This window comes from Pseudomonas sp. PS01300, assembly GCF_029960155.1.
GTDB classification, from domain to species: domain Bacteria; phylum Pseudomonadota; class Gammaproteobacteria; order Pseudomonadales; family Pseudomonadaceae; genus Aquipseudomonas; species Aquipseudomonas palmensis.
This window is the reverse complement of record NZ_JASCPN010000008.1, coordinates 117,105-132,940: the sequence shown is the minus strand read 5'-3', so window position 1 is coordinate 132,940 and position 15,836 is coordinate 117,105. Positions and strand designations below refer to the sequence as shown.

General features: G+C 63.9%; 15 protein-coding genes and 1 pseudogene. 10 read left to right on the top strand and 6 right to left on the bottom strand.

Translation table 11 applies throughout. The features are described 5' to 3' along the window. Window positions 1-93 precede the first annotated feature (93 nt). A pseudogene (locus QMX96_RS07390) lies at window positions 94-1,464 on the top strand (phosphomannomutase/phosphoglucomutase); the annotation flags it as partial. 29 nt (window positions 1,465-1,493) lie between these two features. Next, entirely contained in the window at window positions 1,494-2,399 is a 906-nt protein-coding gene (gene argB / locus QMX96_RS07385; RefSeq protein WP_043859860.1) for an acetylglutamate kinase, read from the top strand. Window positions 2,400-2,485: 86 nt separating this feature from the next. Here the strand turns inward: argB and pyrE are convergent, their stop codons facing one another. Continuing rightward, entirely contained in the window at window positions 2,486-3,127 is a 642-nt protein-coding gene (gene pyrE, locus QMX96_RS07380; protein WP_043859861.1) for an orotate phosphoribosyltransferase, read from the bottom strand. A gap of 80 nt (window positions 3,128-3,207) precedes the next feature. Here pyrE and QMX96_RS07375 point away from each other — a divergent pair, with 80 nt between their 5' ends. Then, entirely contained in the window at window positions 3,208-3,987 is a 780-nt protein-coding gene (locus QMX96_RS07375) for an exodeoxyribonuclease III (RefSeq protein ID WP_043859862.1), read from the top strand. A 132-nt stretch (window positions 3,988-4,119) separates the two neighbouring features. Here QMX96_RS07375 and QMX96_RS07370 read toward each other — a convergent pair whose 3' ends face one another. Continuing rightward, window positions 4,120-4,485 (bottom strand): DUF4870 domain-containing protein, encoded by a 366-nt coding sequence (locus QMX96_RS07370; protein ID WP_043861577.1) that lies wholly within the window; start codon window positions 4,483-4,485, stop codon window positions 4,120-4,122. Between the two features lie 12 nt (window positions 4,486-4,497). Next, window positions 4,498-5,220, bottom strand: a complete 723-nt coding sequence (rph, locus tag QMX96_RS07365) for a ribonuclease PH (RefSeq protein WP_043861576.1) — start codon at window positions 5,218-5,220, stop codon at window positions 4,498-4,500. 264 nt (window positions 5,221-5,484) lie between these two features. Here rph and QMX96_RS07360 point away from each other — a divergent pair, with 264 nt between their 5' ends. After that, window positions 5,485-6,348, top strand: coding sequence for a YicC/YloC family endoribonuclease (locus QMX96_RS07360; protein ID WP_043861575.1), 864 nt, complete (start codon window positions 5,485-5,487; stop codon window positions 6,346-6,348). A gap of 13 nt (window positions 6,349-6,361) precedes the next feature. Beyond that, a complete protein-coding gene (gene gmk, locus QMX96_RS07355) occupies window positions 6,362-6,982 on the top strand; it encodes a guanylate kinase (RefSeq protein ID WP_043861574.1) in 621 nt (206 codons plus the stop codon). 18 nt (window positions 6,983-7,000) lie between these two features. Here gmk and QMX96_RS07350 read toward each other — a convergent pair whose 3' ends face one another. The 3 genes from QMX96_RS07350 to QMX96_RS07340 all read right to left on the bottom strand — a co-directional run bounded on the left by QMX96_RS07350 (window position 7,001) and on the right by QMX96_RS07340 (window position 10,814). Next, window positions 7,001-8,521, bottom strand: a complete 1,521-nt coding sequence (locus QMX96_RS07350) for an APC family permease (protein ID WP_043861573.1) — start codon at window positions 8,519-8,521, stop codon at window positions 7,001-7,003. 106 nt (window positions 8,522-8,627) lie between these two features. Beyond that, window positions 8,628-9,398, bottom strand: a complete 771-nt coding sequence (locus tag QMX96_RS07345; RefSeq protein ID WP_054916675.1) for a gamma-glutamyl-gamma-aminobutyrate hydrolase family protein — start codon at window positions 9,396-9,398, stop codon at window positions 8,628-8,630. Between the two features lie 33 nt (window positions 9,399-9,431). Further along, complete coding sequence (locus QMX96_RS07340) at window positions 9,432-10,814, bottom strand: glutamine synthetase family protein (protein ID WP_043861571.1); 1,383 nt, start codon at window positions 10,812-10,814, stop codon at window positions 9,432-9,434. Window positions 10,815-11,057: 243 nt separating this feature from the next. On the opposite strand from QMX96_RS07340, the gene QMX96_RS07335 reads away from it, so the two are divergent. From QMX96_RS07335 to QMX96_RS07315, 5 genes are all read left to right on the top strand, one after another. Continuing rightward, entirely contained in the window at window positions 11,058-11,948 is an 891-nt protein-coding gene (locus QMX96_RS07335; RefSeq protein WP_054916676.1) for a LysR family transcriptional regulator, read from the top strand. Window positions 11,949-12,201: 253 nt separating this feature from the next. Then, window positions 12,202-12,468 carry a DNA-directed RNA polymerase subunit omega gene (gene rpoZ, locus QMX96_RS07330; protein WP_043861569.1) on the top strand — a complete coding sequence of 89 codons (267 nt, stop codon included), beginning with the start codon at window positions 12,202-12,204 and terminating at the stop codon, window positions 12,466-12,468. A 60-nt stretch (window positions 12,469-12,528) separates the two neighbouring features. After that, a complete protein-coding gene (gene spoT, locus QMX96_RS07325; protein ID WP_043861568.1) occupies window positions 12,529-14,637 on the top strand; it encodes a bifunctional GTP diphosphokinase/guanosine-3',5'-bis pyrophosphate 3'-pyrophosphohydrolase in 2,109 nt (702 codons plus the stop codon). A 23-nt stretch (window positions 14,638-14,660) separates the two neighbouring features. Then, window positions 14,661-15,041 (top strand): RidA family protein, encoded by a 381-nt coding sequence (locus QMX96_RS07320; RefSeq protein WP_043861567.1) that lies wholly within the window; start codon window positions 14,661-14,663, stop codon window positions 15,039-15,041. A 57-nt stretch (window positions 15,042-15,098) separates the two neighbouring features. Further along, on the top strand, window positions 15,099-15,833 hold the full coding sequence (locus tag QMX96_RS07315; RefSeq protein ID WP_043861566.1) for a hypothetical protein: 735 nt from the start codon (window positions 15,099-15,101) through the stop codon (window positions 15,831-15,833). The last annotated feature ends 3 nt before the right edge of the window (window positions 15,834-15,836 follow it).

Here is a 15,836-nt window from a genome sequence, read left to right as displayed (position 1 = left end):
GGTGCCTGCAGCGCATGCCGACCGTCGACCCAACATAGCCCCTTCCAATTGGAGTTTCCCCAGGTGAGCAACATGGAACGCATGACCCCGAACCTCCCCGCCAGCATCTTCCGCGCCTACGATATCCGAGGTGTGGTCGGCGAAGGCCTCACCGCCGAAACCGCCTACTGGATCGGCCGCGCCATCGGTGCACAGAGCCTGGCCCAGGGCGAGCCGCATGTATCGGTTGGCCGCGACGGTCGCCTGTCCGGCCCGATGCTGGTCGAGCAACTGATCAAGGGCCTGGTCGAGGCCGGGTGCAAGGTCAGCGACGTCGGCCTGGTGCCCACGCCAGCCCTGTACTACGCCGCCAACGTGCTGGCCGGCAAGTCCGGGGTGATGCTCACCGGCAGCCACAACCCGCCGAACTACAACGGCTTCAAGATCGTCATCGCTGGCGACACCCTGGCCAATGAGCAGATCCAGGCCCTCCTGATTCGCCTGCAGACCAACGACCTCACCCGCGGCGAAGGCAGCGTCGAGAAGGTCGAGATCCTGGACCGCTACTTCACCCAGATCACCGGCGACATCAAGCTGGCGAAGAAGCTCAAGGTGGTGGTGGACTGCGGCAACGGCGCCGCCGGGGTGATCGCCCCGCAGCTGATCGAGGCGCTGGGCTGCGAGATGATCCCGCTGTTCTGCGAGGTCGACGGCAACTTCCCCAACCACCACCCCGACCCGGGCAAGCCGGAAAACCTGGTGGACCTGATCGCCAAGGTCAAGGAAAGCGGTGCCGACCTGGGCCTGGCCTTCGACGGTGACGGCGACCGTGTCGGCGTAGTGACCAACACCGGCAACATCGTCTACCCCGATCGCCTGCTGATGCTGTTCGCCCAGGACGTGCTGGCGCGCAACCCGGGCGCCGAGATCATCTTCGACGTCAAATGCACCCGCCGCCTGACCCCGCTGATCGAACAGTACGGCGGCCGCGCGCTGATGTGGAAGACAGGTCATTCGTTGATCAAGAAGAAGATGAAGCAGACTGGCGCCCTGCTGGCCGGCGAGATGAGCGGGCACATCTTCATCAAGGAGCGCTGGTACGGTTTCGACGACGGCATCTACAGCGCCGCGCGCCTGCTGGAGATCCTGAGCAAGGCCGATAGCGATGCCGAAACGCTGTTCGCGGCGTTCCCGAACGATATTTGTACCCCTGAAATCAACATTGATGTGACGGACGAGGGTAAATTCAGCATCATTGAGGCACTGCAACGCGACGCCGACTGGGGCCAAGACGCCAACCTGACCACCATCGATGGTGTACGGGTCGACTACCCCAACGGCTGGGGCCTGGTTCGCGCCTCCAACACCACGCCGGTGCTGGTACTGCGCTTCGAGGCCGACAGCGAAGCCGAGCTGCAGCGAATCAAGGACGTGTTCCTTGCCCAGCTCAAGCGCGCAGCCCCTGATCTGCAACCAACGTTCTGACCGACCCCTTGTTCCAACTGGAGCCCTGCATGACCCTTGATCGTGATGCCGCCACCCATGTCGCCCAGGTACTGTCCGAAGCGCTGCCCTACATCCGCCGCTTTGTCGGCAAGACGCTGGTGATCAAGTACGGCGGCAACGCGATGGAGAGCGAAGAGCTCAAGACCGGCTTCGCCCGCGACGTGGTGCTGATGAAGGCAGTCGGCATCAACCCGGTGGTGGTGCACGGCGGCGGCCCGCAGATCGGCGACCTGCTCAAGCGCCTGTCCATCGAAAGCCGGTTTGTCGATGGCATGCGCGTCACTGATGCGCAGACCATGGACGTGGTGGAGATGGTGCTCGGCGGCCAGGTGAACAAGGACATCGTCAACCTGATCAACCGTCATGGCGGCAGCGCCATCGGTCTGACCGGCAAGGACGCCGAGCTGATTCGCGCCAGGAAGCTCACCGTCACCCGCCAGACGCCAGAGATGACCAGCCCTGAAATCATCGACATCGGTCATGTGGGCGAAGTGGTCGGGGTGAACACCGACCTGCTGAACATGCTGGTCAAGGGCGACTTCATCCCGGTGATCGCGCCAATCGGCGTGGGCGCCAACGGCGAGTCGTACAACATCAACGCCGACCTGGTGGCAGGCAAGGTGGCCGAAGCGCTCAAGGCCGAGAAGCTGATGCTGCTGACCAACATCGCCGGCCTGATGGACAAGCAGGGCACCGTGCTCACCGGCCTGACCACCGAGCAGGTTGACGAACTGATCGCGGACGGCACCATCTACGGCGGCATGCTGCCCAAGATCCGTTGCGCACTGGAAGCAGTACAGGGCGGCGTGCACAGCTCGCACATCATCGACGGCCGCGTGCCGAATGCGGTGCTGCTGGAAATTTTCACCGACAGTGGCGTGGGTACCCTGATTACCAATCACGAACCGCGCTGAGGCATCCGCCGGCAAGGCCGGCTCCTACAGGAGCGGGCCACCACAGGTACAAAAAAGGCGACCCGCGGGTCGCCTTTTTGTTTGCCTCAGATACCGTACTGGGCCCGGTAGGCCTCGACGGCCGGCAAGTGCTGCTTGAGCGCCGGGTCATCGGCGAGGAACTGCAGCACCTGGGTCAGCGATACGATGCTGACCACCGGAATGCCGAAGTCACGCTCCACTTCCTGGATCGCCGACAGGTCGCCGTTGCCACGCTCCTGGCGATTCATCGCGATCAGTACGCCCGCCGCCCTGGCCTGCTGGCCCTGGATGATCTGCATCACCTCGCGGATGGCCGTGCCGGCAGTGATCACGTCGTCGATGATCAGCACGTCGCCTGCCAGTGGCGAGCCCACCAGGCTGCCACCCTCGCCGTGCGCCTTGGCTTCCTTGCGGTTGAAGCACCACGGCACATCCAGCCCATGGTGCTCGGCCAGTTGCACCGCCGTCGCGGCAGCCAGGGGGATGCCCTTGTAGGCCGGGCCGAACAGCACGTCGAACGGGATCTTGCTGTCGACGATCGCCGCCGCATAGAACCGACCGAGCTGAGCCAGGGCAGCGCCACTGTTGAACAGGCCGGCGTTGAAGAAATACGGGCTGATGCGGCCCGACTTGAGGGTGAACTCACCGAAGCGCAGAACCCCACGATCGATGGCAAAACGAATGAATTCGCGCTGATACGGCTGCATGAAGAGTCCCGGCTACCACAGATTTAGCTAAATGAGTACAGCTCGGGTATCATACACGCACGAGATTTTTGGGGCCATTTATGCGGATCATCAGTGTGAACGTTAATGGCATTCAGGCTGCAGTCGAGCGTGGTTTGCTCAGTTGGCTACAAGCCCAGAATGCCGACGTCATCTGCCTTCAGGATACCCGCGCCTCGGCCTTTGAACTCGACGACCCAGCTTTCCAGCTCGATGGCTACTTCCTTTATGCCTGCGATGCAGAAGTTCCAGCCCAAGGCGGCGTGGCACTCTACTCGCGTTTGCAGCCCAAGGCAGTCATCAGCGGCCTGGGCTTCGAGACAGCCGATCGCTACGGGCGTTACCTGCAGGCCGATTTCGACAAAGTCAGTATTGCCACCTTGCTGTTGCCTTCGGGCATGAACGGTGACGAAGACCTCAACCAGAAATTCAAGTTGATGGACGACTTCGGCAAATACCTGGACAAGCAGCGCCGCAAGCGTCGCGAGTACATCTACTGCGGCTCGCTGTATGTGGCGCAGCAGAAGCTCGACGTGAAGAACTGGCGCGACGGCCAGCAGTCGCCGGGTTTCCTGGCGCCAGAGCGGGCCTGGATGGACGAGATCGTCGGCAACATGGGCTATGTGGATGCGTTGCGCGAAGTCAGCCGTGAGGGCGACCAGTACAGCTGGTGGCCGGACAACGAGCAGGCCGAGATGCTCAACCTGGGCTGGCGTTTCGACTACCAGCTGCTGACCCCGGGCCTGCGCCGCTTCGTACGAAGCGCTCGCCTGCCGCGTCAGCCACGCTTCTCCCAGCATGCGCCACTGATCGTGGACTATGACTGGACGCTGACGATCTGATCGCTCAACCACAAAAAAGCCGACTGCGTGTCGGCTTTTTCGTATCTGGCCTTTGGGCCCTTTCGCCGGCAAGGCCGGCTCCTACCGGGTCAACGCAACCGCCGTAGGAGCCGGCCTTGCCGACGAAGCATGTCAGGTCAGCACACGCCAGGCCCACGGATAACGAAAGGCCTTGCCCTGCTTTACCTTGACCGCCGCAATGACGATCAGTACCGCCACCCCCAGCGAGATGATGGTCAGCGCCAGCTTGGCCATCGGTACGGTAAACCCCACCACGCACACCATGCCCAGCAGGGTCATGGTCAGCTGGAAGTTCACCGCCTCCTTGCCCTGGGCGTCGACGTACGGGTCGATGCCGCGCTTGAACCACCACAAGGCCAGCGGCGCGATCAGGTTGGCGAACGGCACCACCATGCCGGCAGCCGCCGCCAGGTGGCACAACATGCCCCAATGACGGGCTGCATCACCGGGCATCGGCGCGTTGGACGGCTCGGCCATGACGACTCCCGATCAGTCCGCCAGCGCGGCCTGCTGCAGTTGGAACAGGTCGGTCATGCCCTTCTGCGCCAGCGCCAGCATGGCGTTGAGCTCTTCAGGCTGGAACGGAGCACCTTCGGCGGTGCCCTGGACTTCGATGAAACCACCGGCGCTAGTCATCACCACGTTCAGGTCGGTTTCGGCCGCCGAATCTTCCGGGTAGTCCAGGTCGAGCACCGGCACGCCCTGGTACATGCCGACCGATACGGCCGCAATCATGTGCTTGACCGGGTCGCCGCCCTTCAGGCCGCCACGCTTCTTGACCACGCGCAGGGCGTCGACCAGCGCAACCATGGCACCGGTGATCGACGCGGTACGGGTACCGCCATCGGCCTGGATCACGTCGCAGTCGACGTACAGGGTGATGTCGCCCAGCTTGCTCATGTCCAGCGCGGCGCGCAGCGAGCGGCCGATCAGGCGCTGGATTTCGAGGGTACGACCACCCTGCTTGCCGCGGCTGGCTTCGCGCTGGTTGCGCTCGCCGGTGGCGCGCGGCAGCATGCCGTACTCGGCGGTCAGCCAGCCCTGGCCCTGGCCTTTGAGGAAGCGCGGTACGCCGTTCTCGACGCTGACCGTGCAGATGACTTTGGTGTCTCCGAACTCGACCAGTACAGACCCCTCGGCGTGTTTGGTGTAGTTGCGGGTGATGCGGATCGAGCGCAGCTGATCGGCAACGCGACCACTTGGACGTTTCATTTGGGCTACCTGTACTGGATATGAATCTGCCCGGCATTATAGGGCTACAGGGCCCTAGGTGGACATGCCTGCGGCCAAATGCACGGCCAGCCGATCATCGGCGCACCACGCCACAAGCCCCGATCTGCCCGCGCCGCCCGGTATTTGCGGCGCCCTGCCCGCTGCTTTGTAGCATCAGCGCATTGGGAGCCGGCGCCGCACTGCGTTACAATCCTGCGCCTTTGCAGGCTGTCGGCTTGCTCCCTAATCTGCGAGGTACTTCCCATGGTGCACAGCATGACCGCCTTCGCCCGCGTCGAGCAGGCCGGGACCCAGGGCACACTGATCTGGGAACTGCGCTCGGTCAATCATCGCTACCTCGAGCCGCACCTGCGCCTGCCCGAAGCCCTGCGCGACCTCGAAGGCGCGGTGCGCGAGTCACTGCGCCAGGGCCTGTCGCGCGGCAAGGTCGAATGTACCCTGCGCTTCAATGAAGAGAACGCCGGCAAGCCGCTGCAGGTCGACCGCGAGCGTGCCGCTCAGCTGGTCGCCGCCGCCGAGACCGTGGCCGGCCTGATCAAGCAGCCCGGCCCCCTCAACCCGCTCGAGGTGCTGGCCTGGCCGGGCGTGCTGGTGGCCGATGCCAGCGACCCGCAGGCGCTCAATGCCGAGGCCATGGGCCTGTTCGAACAGGCCCTCAAGGAGCTCAAGAACGGCCGCAACCGCGAAGGCGCGGAACTCGCCCGACTGATCAACGAGCGCCTCGACAGCATGAGCGAGGAAGTCACCACCCTGCGCGCCCTGGTGCCGCAGATGCTCGCCGCCCAGCGCCAGAAGGTGCTGGACCGCTTTGCCGACATGCAGGCCGAACTCGACCCGCAGCGTCTGGAGCAGGAGATGGTGATGCTGGCGCAGAAGAGCGATGTGGCCGAAGAACTCGACCGCCTCAGCACGCATGTCACCGAAGTGCGCCGCGTGCTCACGTCGGGCGGCGCCGCCGGCCGGCGCCTGGATTTCCTGATGCAGGAACTCAACCGCGAAGCCAACACCCTGGGCTCCAAAGCCTTTGACACACGCAGCACCCAAGCGGCGGTCAACCTCAAGGTTCTGATCGAGCAGATGCGTGAACAAGTACAGAACATCGAGTAAGGCCACCCCTACCATGACCCACAGCAGCGGCACCCTTTTCATCGTCTCGGCCCCTTCGGGCGCCGGCAAGACCAGCCTGGTCAAGGCGCTCACCGACGACCTCAACCACATTCGCGTGTCGGTCTCGCACACCACGCGGGCCATGCGTCCGGGCGAGCATGACGGGGTGAACTACCACTTCGTCGACCGCGCCGAGTTCGACCGCATGATCGCCCAGGGCGACTTCCTGGAGCAGGCCGAAGTCTTCGGCAACTGCTACGGCACCTCGCGCAGCGCACTGCAGCAGACCCTTGACCAGGGCCATGACCTGATCCTGGAAATCGACTGGCAGGGTGCGCAGCAGGTGCGCAAGCTGATGCCCGAGGCGCGTTCGATCTTCATCCTGCCGCCCAGCCAGCAGGCCCTGCGCCAGCGCCTGACCAACCGCGGCACCGACAGCGACGAGATCATCGAAGGGCGCATGCGCGAGGCGGTCAGCGAGATGGTGCATTACGACGAATACGAGTTCGTCATCATCAACGACGACTTCGCCACGGCACTGGACGACCTCAAGGCGGTGTTCCGTGCCAACCGCCTGCAGCGCGGCCAGCAGCAGCAACGTCACAGCGAACTGCTCAGGCAACTGCTTGCCTGAGCAGCGTGCCTCGGCCGCTTAACCGCGGCCGGGCACCGTTGCGTGACGGCGCAGGGTCATGCCCAGGAAGAACGCCGGCGCACGCAGGCGCGACAGCATCATCAGCACCAGGCCCAGCAAGGTGATGATCATCGCGATCACGAACACCAGCCCCAACCCGCCTACATGCGAACCGCTGCCGAACGACGGCGAAGCACTGTCATAGGCTGTCTGCAGGAAAATCACCGAAAGAATGCCGCCGCCCAGCAACGGGCACAGGCCGCGCATCAGGAAGTGACGCAGGCTGTCGGTGAGGCTGTGGCGGAAGTACCACACGCAGGCGAACGCGGTCAGCGAGTAGTAGAAGCAGATCATCATGCCCAGGGCAGTGATGGTGTCGGCCAGCACGTTCTCGCTCAGGGTACGCATGGTCACGTAGAACACGCCTGCGGCCACGCCGGCACAGATGGTGGCATAACGCGGGGTTTTCGAACGCGGGCAGACGCTCGCGAAGCGCTCCGGCACTGCGCCGTAGTACCCCATCGCCAGCAGCGTGCGCGCCGGCGAAACGAAGGTCGACTGCAACGAGGCCGCGGTGCTGGCCAGTACCGCGATCGACATCAGGATCGCCAGCGGCCCCATCACCGGGCCGGCCAGGTGGGCGAAGACGTTTTCCTGGATACGCGGGTTGCCCAGGCCCAGGCCGATATCGCTGATGCCGGCAAACTGCAGGGTGGCAATTGCGGTCACCAGGTACAGGCCCAGAATCAGCAGCACGGTCAGGGTCGCTGCCTTGCCCGGTACGTCATCGCTGCCCACCGATTCTTCGCTGATGCTCAGGCACACGTCCCAGCCCCAGAAGATGAAGATCGACAGCGACAGGCCGGCGGTGAAGGCCGAGAACGACTCCACCCCGAACGGGTTGAACCAGTCCATCTCGAAGGTCAGCGGCGGCGCCTCCGACGACCCGCCGAATGCGGCCATGGCAAAACCCAGCAGCACGATCAGTTGCAGCGCCACCAGGCCGTACTGCACGGTCATGGTGGTGGCGATGCCGCGACAGCAGATCCACACGGCCATGGCGATGAACACGCAACAGGTGGTCACATTGACCAGCAGGTTGTCGGCCAGCGCCGCCACCTCGTGTTTGCCGGTGATCTGCCCGAGGAACAGATAGAAGAAGTCCACCGCCACACCGGCGAGGTTCGACAGCACGATGGTGGTGGCGGTGACCAGCCCCCAGCCACCAATCCAGCCGATCATCGGGCCGAAGGCACGTACCGACCAGGTGAACGAGGTGCCGCTGTCGGGTTCGGCGGCATTCAGCTCGCGATAACCCAGCGCCACCAGCAACATGGGCAGGAAACCGACGATGAACACCGCCGGCAGGTGGGCGCCGACTTCGCGTACGGTCGGGCCGAGGGCGCCGGTGAGGGTATACACCGGCGCAATAGTGGAAATGCCCAGCACGATGCTGGCCAGCAGTCCGAGCCGGCCCTTGGCCAGCCCTTTGGATCGCCCGCCCACACCTGGGGACAGGCCTGCTTTGTGTTCGCTCATGAGTAGTTGCCGTCACTATTGGTATTATTTTCCGGGCCCCCCGTGGGGTGCCCGCTATCACTCAATGAAACTTGTTGCAGTGCATCGCCGGCTCAGCCGGGTGACCTCATAGGGCCTTCTCCCGGCGCAGCGCATGGGCGATGCAGGCTTCGCGAAACGCCTCGAACAGGCGCAGCGACACCGGGTTTTCGGCAAAGCGGTATTCCGGGTGCCATTGCACACCGACCACAAAGCCTGGGGCGTCATCCATGGACACGGCTTCGATCAGTCCATCGGGAGCCAGGGCTTCGGCGCGCAGGCCGGCGGCCAGGCGATCGATGCCCTGGCTGTGCAGCGAGTTGACCATGAAGCGGGCAGGCAGCCCCATCTGCTCGAATTTCCCCCCGGGCTGGCATGTCACCAGGTGGCGGGGGCTGTATTGCTCTTCCAGCGGCGCATCCTGCGACTCGCGATGGTCCAGGTAGCCTGGCAGCTCCTGCACACGCTGGTGCAAGGTGCCGCCCAGGCTGACGTTGAGTTCCTGGAAGCCCCGGCACACGCAGAACACCGGTACACCCCTGGCAATCGCGGCCTGCAGCAGCGGCAGGGTCAGCCGGTCACGAAACACGTCGTGGCGGGTGCCTTCCACGCTGGGGGCGCCATTGTAATGATGCGGCTCGACATTAGAAGGCGAACCGGTAAAAAGAATGCCATCCAGATGCTCCAGCACAAGGTTCGGGTCGCTTGCGACGTCCCGGGCCGGGAGAATCAGCGGCAATCCGGCAAAACCGGCCGCCTCGACATACTTGTCGCCCACGGTATGCGACGAGTTCTTGCCCAGTTGCTGGCGGCAAGCACTCACACCAATCAGGGGCAGCCGCCCTGCGCGCTCGTTCATCGGTTAAGCCTCCGTTGCAGCTTTATCCAGCCATCACACCGTATGCAGGTACCAGTTGTATTCGAGGTCGGAGATCGACACTTCGAACTCCGCCATCTCGCTTTCCTTGCAGGCCACGAAGATGTCGATGTAGTCGGGGCTGATGTACTGGTTCAGCACCTCGCTGTCATCGAGCTCGCGCAGCGCATCGCGCAGGTTGTTCGGCAGGCTCTGCTCCAGTTGCTCGTAGGAGTTGCCCTCGACCGGCTCGCCCGGGTCGACCTTGTTGGTCAGGCCGTGGTGAATGCCGGCCAGGATCGAAGCCATCATCAGGTACGGGTTGGCATCGGCGCCGGCCACGCGGTGCTCGATACGCACGGCATCGCTGCTGCCGGTAGGCACGCGCACGGCCACGGTACGGTTGTCCAGGCCCCAGCTCGGGGCATTGGGCACGTAGAACTGCGCGCCGAAACGGCGGTAGGAGTTCACGTTGGGGCACAGGAAGGCCATCGATGCCGGCATGGTTTCGAGCACGCCGCCGATGGCGTGGCGCAGGGTTTCGCTGTTTTCGGGGTCGTCGGTTGCGAAGATGTTCTTGCCGGTCTTCTTGTCCAGCAGCGAGATGTGCACGTGCAGGCCGTTGCCTGCCTGGCCAGGGTACGGCTTGGCCATGAAGGTGGAGTCCATCTCATGGTCGTAGGCGATGTTCTTGATCAGGCGCTTGAGCAGCACTGCGTAGTCGCAGGCCTTCATCGCGTCAGCCACGTGGTGCAGGTTGACCTCGAACTGCGCCGGGGCGCTTTCCTTGACGATGGCATCGGCCGGGATACCTTGCTCCTTGGCCGCTTCGAGCATGTCCTGCAGGCAGTCGACATACTCGTCCAGGTCATCGATCAGGTACACCTGGGTCGATTGCGGGCGTTTGCCCGAGATCGGCGAGCGCGGCGGCTGCGGGCGACCGTTCAGGTTGTCCTGGTCGATCAGGTAGAACTCCAGCTCGAACGCGGCGCAGATATCCAGGCCCAGCGCGTCGAACTTCTCCACCACGCCGCGCAGCACTTCGCGCGGGTCGGCGAAGAATGGCGTGCCGTCCAGTTCGTGCATGGTCATCAGCAACTGTGCGGTGGGGCGCTTCTGCCAGGGCTCGAAGCTCAAGGTGCCGGGGATCGGGTAGCAGATACGGTCGGCGTCGCCGATGTCCAGGCCCAGGCCGGTGCTTTCGACGGTGGAACCGTTGATGTCCAGGGCAAACAGCGAAGCCGGCAGGTTGATGCCTTTTTCGTAGACCTTGACCAGGCTCGCACGCTCGATGCGCTTGCCACGCACCACGCCGTTCATGTCTGCAATCAGCAGATCGACAAATTGCACCTCAGGGTGGGCCTTGAGAAATTCACCCATCTCGTCGAGAGGGATGGCGCACGGGGAGACCGACGTCATGGCTAGGCATCCTTTGATTTTTTATCGGGCGGCAATGGAGGAGGTGTTACTGCGCTATCGGGAGCGGCGATGGTTTCATTTGTTCTTTTTAAGGTTCCCATCGTGGGGAATGCCGAACGCCGTGGCATTGCACGGTCGTTCCAGGTTCTGACAACGTCGCGGGTTGATTCACGACTGCCGCCTCACTATAGAATGGCCCCCACGCAACAGACATTGGCATTTAGGCAAGCAAAGAGTGCACCCATGCAATATCAGATCAGTCACGCCGACCTTTCCCTGGTGCTCGCGCTGGTACGCGGACGCTCCCTGGCCAAGGCTGCAGACCTGCTGCGGGTCGATGTGTCGACGGTGTTCCGCTCGATCCGGCGCATGGAGGCCGCACTGGGTACCGCGCTGTTCGTGAAGAGCCGCAAGGGCTACATCCCCACCGGCACCGCCCAGGCCCTGGCCGAGCAGGCCGAACGCGCCGAGCAGGCGCTGGATGCGGCGCGGGTGGCGCTGGAGCACGGCGAACAGGTGGTCAGCGGCACGGTGCGCCTGACTTGTACCGATGCGGTGCTGCACAGCCTGCTACTACCCGCCCTGGCCGACTTCATGCCGGCATACCCGGCCCTGTCACTGGAACTGGCGACCTCCAACACCTTCGCCAACCTCAGCCGGCGCGACGCCGACCTGGCGCTGCGCCTGACCAATTCGCCACCCGAGCACCTTGTGGGGCGCTGCCTGGGGGCGGCCTCGTATGTGGTGTGCGGGCGCGAGGAGTACCGCGAGCGGCTGGCCGAGGCCCCGGCCAGCGTGCCCTGGATTGCCCCCGACGACTCCATGCAGGACCATGCCACAGTGGTGTGGCGCAGTCAGCAGCTGCCGGGGGTGATGCCGCGCTATCGCTGCAGCGGAATCGCGGCGATTGCACAGCTGGTGGCGGCCGGGCTGGGGGTGGCTGCCCTGCCCGACTACATGGCCGATACCTTGCCGGGGGTGGAACAGTTGAGCGGTGCCCTGCCCGGGTGCAATACCGAACTGTGGCTGCTGACCCGCCCCGATTGCCGTGCGCTGCGTTCGGTGCAGACCCTGTTCGACGAATTGACCCCGCGTTTGCGCGGGATGCTGGGGCGCCAGGAGGGCCAGGCCTGACTTTCGGGCCCCTTCGCCGGCAAGGCCGGCTCCCACGGGGCAGGTGCGCAGTTCTGCAGGCGCCGACCTTGCCGGCCAAGCATTTGAATCCACCCCCACAAGACAGTTGTGCTAGAGCCTCACAACTGGTTATTGTCGGCTTACACAGGTCTCGACGTGAAATCAGCGCTTCCCTAAAGGCTGGTGATTTTTTAAACTATCGAGTCCGCTCGCCCATTCGGGCTGAACACCGCATTTGCTACTGAGGAAGACCATGGCCCGCGTAACCGTTGAAGATTGTCTAGAACACGTGGATAACCGCTTTGAGCTGGTCATGCTGTCTACCAAGCGTGCCCGCCAACTGGCCACCGGCGGCAAAGAGCCGAAAGTGGCGTGGGAAAACGACAAGCCGACCGTCGTCGCCCTGCGCGAAATCGCCGAAGGCATCTGCACCCCAGAATTCATGGCCGAACAGGACATCGTCCACGAAGACCCGGTCTTCGCTGCATTCGGTGAGGACGAGGCCAACGAGGCCGTCTAAGTCCATGCCTGGTCGACGTTGTACGGCGCAGGGCCCACTTTCTCGGCAGGAGCTAACATCGTGCCGAGCATAGACGCCCTCGCCGATCGCCTCTCGACCTACCTCGGCGCCGACCAGGTCAACCTGGTACGCCGGGCGTATTTCTACGCCGAACAAGCCCACGACGGCCAGCGCCGTCGCAGCGGCGAGCCATACGTCACGCACCCGCTGGCGGTGGCAAGCATTCTTGCCGACATGCACATGGACCATCAGAGCCTGATGGCCGCCATGCTGCATGACGTGATCGAAGACACCGGCATCGCCAAGGAAGCCCTCAGTTCCCAATTCGGCGAAACCGTCGCCGAACTGGTCGATGGCGTCAGCAAGCTGACCCAGATGAACTTCGAGACCAAGGCCGAAGCCCAGGCCGAAAACTTCCAGAAGATGGCCATGGCCATGGCCCGCGACATTCGCGTGATCCTGGTCAAGCTGGCCGACCGCCTGCACAACATGCGCACCCTGGAAGTGCTGTCGGGCGAAAAACGCCGGCGCATCGCCAAGGAAACCCTCGAGATCTACGCCCCCATCGCCAACCGCCTGGGCATGCACACCGTGCGCGTCGAGTTCGAAGACCTGGGCTTCAAGGCCATGTACCCGATGCGCTCGGCGCGTATCTACCAGGCAGTCAAGCGTGCCCGCGGCAACCGCAAGGAGCTGGTCAACAAGATCGAGGAATCGCTCAGCCACTGCCTGGCCGTGGACGGTATCGAAGGCGAGGTCAGCGGGCGGCAGAAGCACATCTACGGCATCTACAAGAAGATGCGCGGCAAGCGCCGCGCCTTCAACGAGATCATGGACGTGTACGCCTTCCGCATCGTGGTCGACAAGGTCGACACCTGCTATCGCGTGCTCGGCGCCGTGCACAACCTCTACAAGCCGCTGCCGGGGCGCTTCAAGGACTACATCGCGATCCCCAAGGCCAACGGCTACCAGTCGTTGCATACCACCCTGTTCGGCATGCACGGCGTGCCCATCGAGATCCAGATCCGCACCCGCGAGATGGAAGAGATGGCCAACAACGGCATCGCGGCGCACTGGCTGTACAAGTCCAGTGACGACGAGCAGCCCAAGGGCACCCATGCCCGGGCGCGCCAGTGGGTCAAGGGCGTGCTGGAAATGCAGCAGCGCGCGGGCAACTCGCTCGAATTCATCGAAAGCGTGAAGATCGACCTGTTCCCGGACGAGGTCTACGTGTTCACGCCCAAGGGCCGCATCATGGAGCTGCCAAAGGGCTCCACGGCGGTCGACTTTGCCTACGCGGTGCATACCGACGTCGGCAACAGCTGCATCGCGTGCCGCATCAACCGCCGCCTGGCACCGCTGTCCGAACCGCTGCAGAGCGGCTCGACGGTCGAGATCGTCAGCGCCCCGGGCGCACGACCGAACCCGGCCTGGCTGAACTTCGTGGTCACCGGCAAGGCGCGCACCCATATCCGCCATGCCCTGAAGCTGCAGCGCCGCTCCGAATCGATCAACCTGGGCGAGCGCCTGCTCAACAAGGTGCTCAACGGTTTCGACAGCGCGCTGGACAAGATCCCCCAGGAGCGCATCCAGGCCATGCTGGCCGAGTATCGCCTCGAAGTGATCGAAGACCTGCTCGAAGACATCGGCCTGGGCAACCGCATGGCCTACGTAGTGGCGCGCCGCCTGCTCTCCAGCGAAGGCGAGCAGTTGCCCAACCCCGAGGGTCCGCTGGCCATCCGCGGCACCGAGGGCCTGGTGCTCAGCTACGCCAAGTGCTGCACGCCGATTCCGGGCGACCCGATCGTCGGGCACCTGTCGGCGGGCAAGGGCATGGTGGTGCACCTGGAGAACTGCCGCAACATCAGCGAAATTCGCCACAACCCGGAAAAATGCATCCAGCTGTCCTGGGCCAAGGATGTCACCGGCGAATTCAATGTCGAGCTGCGCGTCGAGCTGGAACACCAGCGCGGCCTGATTGCCCTGCTGGCCAGCAGCGTCAACGCCGCCGACGGCAACATCGAGAAGATCAGCATGGACGAACGTGATGGCCGCATCAGCGTGGTCCAGCTGGTGGTCAGCGTGCACGACCGTGTGCACCTGGCCCGCGTGATCAAGAAACTGCGTGCCCTGACCGGGGTGATTCGCATCACCCGCATGCGCACGTAGCCCTCCCCCTGCAAGGAGTCACCATGACCAAGACCGTCATCACCAGCGACAAGGCCCCAGCGGCCATCGGCACCTACTCCCAGGCGATCAAGGCCGGCAATACCGTGTACATGTCGGGCCAGATCCCGCTGGACCCGAAAACCATGGAGCTGGTCGAAGGCTTCGAAGCCCAGACCGTACAGGTGTTCGAAAACCTCAAAGCCGTGGCCGAAGCTGCCGGCGGCTCGTTCAAGGACATCGTCAAGCTGAACATCTTCCTGACCGACCTGAGCCACTTCGCCAAGGTCAACGAAGTCATGGGCCGTTACTTCGAACAGCCCTACCCTGCCCGCGCCGCCATCGGCGTCGCTGCGCTGCCACGCGGCTCGCAGGTTGAAATGGACGCGATCCTGGTCCTCGAGTAATACCTCGCGCGGCGGGCCGGCCGGCTCGCCGCCGCACTGTTCTGGAAGGACCCCGCCATGCGCCACGCGCTTGCCCTGGCTCTGGCCGCCGCACTGTTGAGCGGCTGCGCCAGCCACAAACCCGAAGACTACAACGGCATCTGGATCAACCAGCAGGCCATCGATGCTGCCGCCAAAGGCGTGAGCCTGCGCAAGGCGCTGCAGGACAGCGGCGGCAACCTGGAATGGAAGGTCAACGTCGCGGCCGAACAGGCCAGCTACACCAACGGTTTCGAGATCGTCGAAGGCCAGCTCAAGGCCGGCGAAAAACAGCGGGACGTGGTATTCCCGGGCAATGAGATACAGACGCTGAGCCTGGATGGCGACGAACTGGTGCAACACGCCACCCCGATGGCGCCGCAGCACAGCTTCCAGAAGGCCAGCTCTCCCGCCCCAATGGAAGCCCGCACCGGGACCACCTTCGAGCAGGCGCTGTACGGCGCCTACCTGAAGGGTGACTGGAAGGTGATCGAGGGCCCTGGTCAGGGCAATGTCGTGCGCTTCGGCGACACGGGCAGTGTCGAGGGCCTGCCCAATCTGGACCGCTACGCACTGTGCCTGGCCGGCGACTGCGCCAGCATGAGCGGCGAGTACGACAGCCTGTGGCTGGAGCGCAACCAGCAGGGCAACCCGTGGATTTTCAAGCGTGATGGCAAGACGCTGGAAATCCTGCGTGCCCTCAACAGCGCCCAGCCAGACGAGATGCCGCAGCTGTATCCCGGCGCCCGGCAATGGCTGCTCGAGCGCGACTGATCA

Bases quoted from the DNA above. Each gene is read 5' to 3' on its own strand.
- argB (WP_043859860.1), top strand. From the start codon at position 1,494: ATGACCCTTGATCGTGATGCCGCCACCCATGTCGCCCAGGTACTGTCC.
- pyrE (WP_043859861.1), bottom strand. From the start codon at position 3,127: ATGCAGCCGTATCAGCGCGAATTCATTCGTTTTGCCATCGATCGTGGG.
- QMX96_RS07375 (WP_043859862.1), top strand. From the start codon at position 3,208: ATGCGGATCATCAGTGTGAACGTTAATGGCATTCAGGCTGCAGTCGAG.
- QMX96_RS07370 (WP_043861577.1), bottom strand. From the start codon at position 4,485: ATGGCCGAGCCGTCCAACGCGCCGATGCCCGGTGATGCAGCCCGTCAT.
- rph (WP_043861576.1), bottom strand. From the start codon at position 5,220: ATGAAACGTCCAAGTGGTCGCGTTGCCGATCAGCTGCGCTCGATCCGC.
- QMX96_RS07360 (WP_043861575.1), top strand. From the start codon at position 5,485: ATGGTGCACAGCATGACCGCCTTCGCCCGCGTCGAGCAGGCCGGGACC.
- gmk (WP_043861574.1), top strand. From the start codon at position 6,362: ATGACCCACAGCAGCGGCACCCTTTTCATCGTCTCGGCCCCTTCGGGC.
- QMX96_RS07350 (WP_043861573.1), bottom strand. From the start codon at position 8,521: ATGAGCGAACACAAAGCAGGCCTGTCCCCAGGTGTGGGCGGGCGATCC.
- QMX96_RS07345 (WP_054916675.1), bottom strand. From the start codon at position 9,398: ATGAACGAGCGCGCAGGGCGGCTGCCCCTGATTGGTGTGAGTGCTTGC.
- QMX96_RS07340 (WP_043861571.1), bottom strand. From the start codon at position 10,814: ATGACGTCGGTCTCCCCGTGCGCCATCCCTCTCGACGAGATGGGTGAA.
- QMX96_RS07335 (WP_054916676.1), top strand. From the start codon at position 11,058: ATGCAATATCAGATCAGTCACGCCGACCTTTCCCTGGTGCTCGCGCTG.
- rpoZ (WP_043861569.1), top strand. From the start codon at position 12,202: ATGGCCCGCGTAACCGTTGAAGATTGTCTAGAACACGTGGATAACCGC.
- QMX96_RS07320 (WP_043861567.1), top strand. From the start codon at position 14,661: ATGACCAAGACCGTCATCACCAGCGACAAGGCCCCAGCGGCCATCGGC.
- QMX96_RS07315 (WP_043861566.1), top strand. From the start codon at position 15,099: ATGCGCCACGCGCTTGCCCTGGCTCTGGCCGCCGCACTGTTGAGCGGC.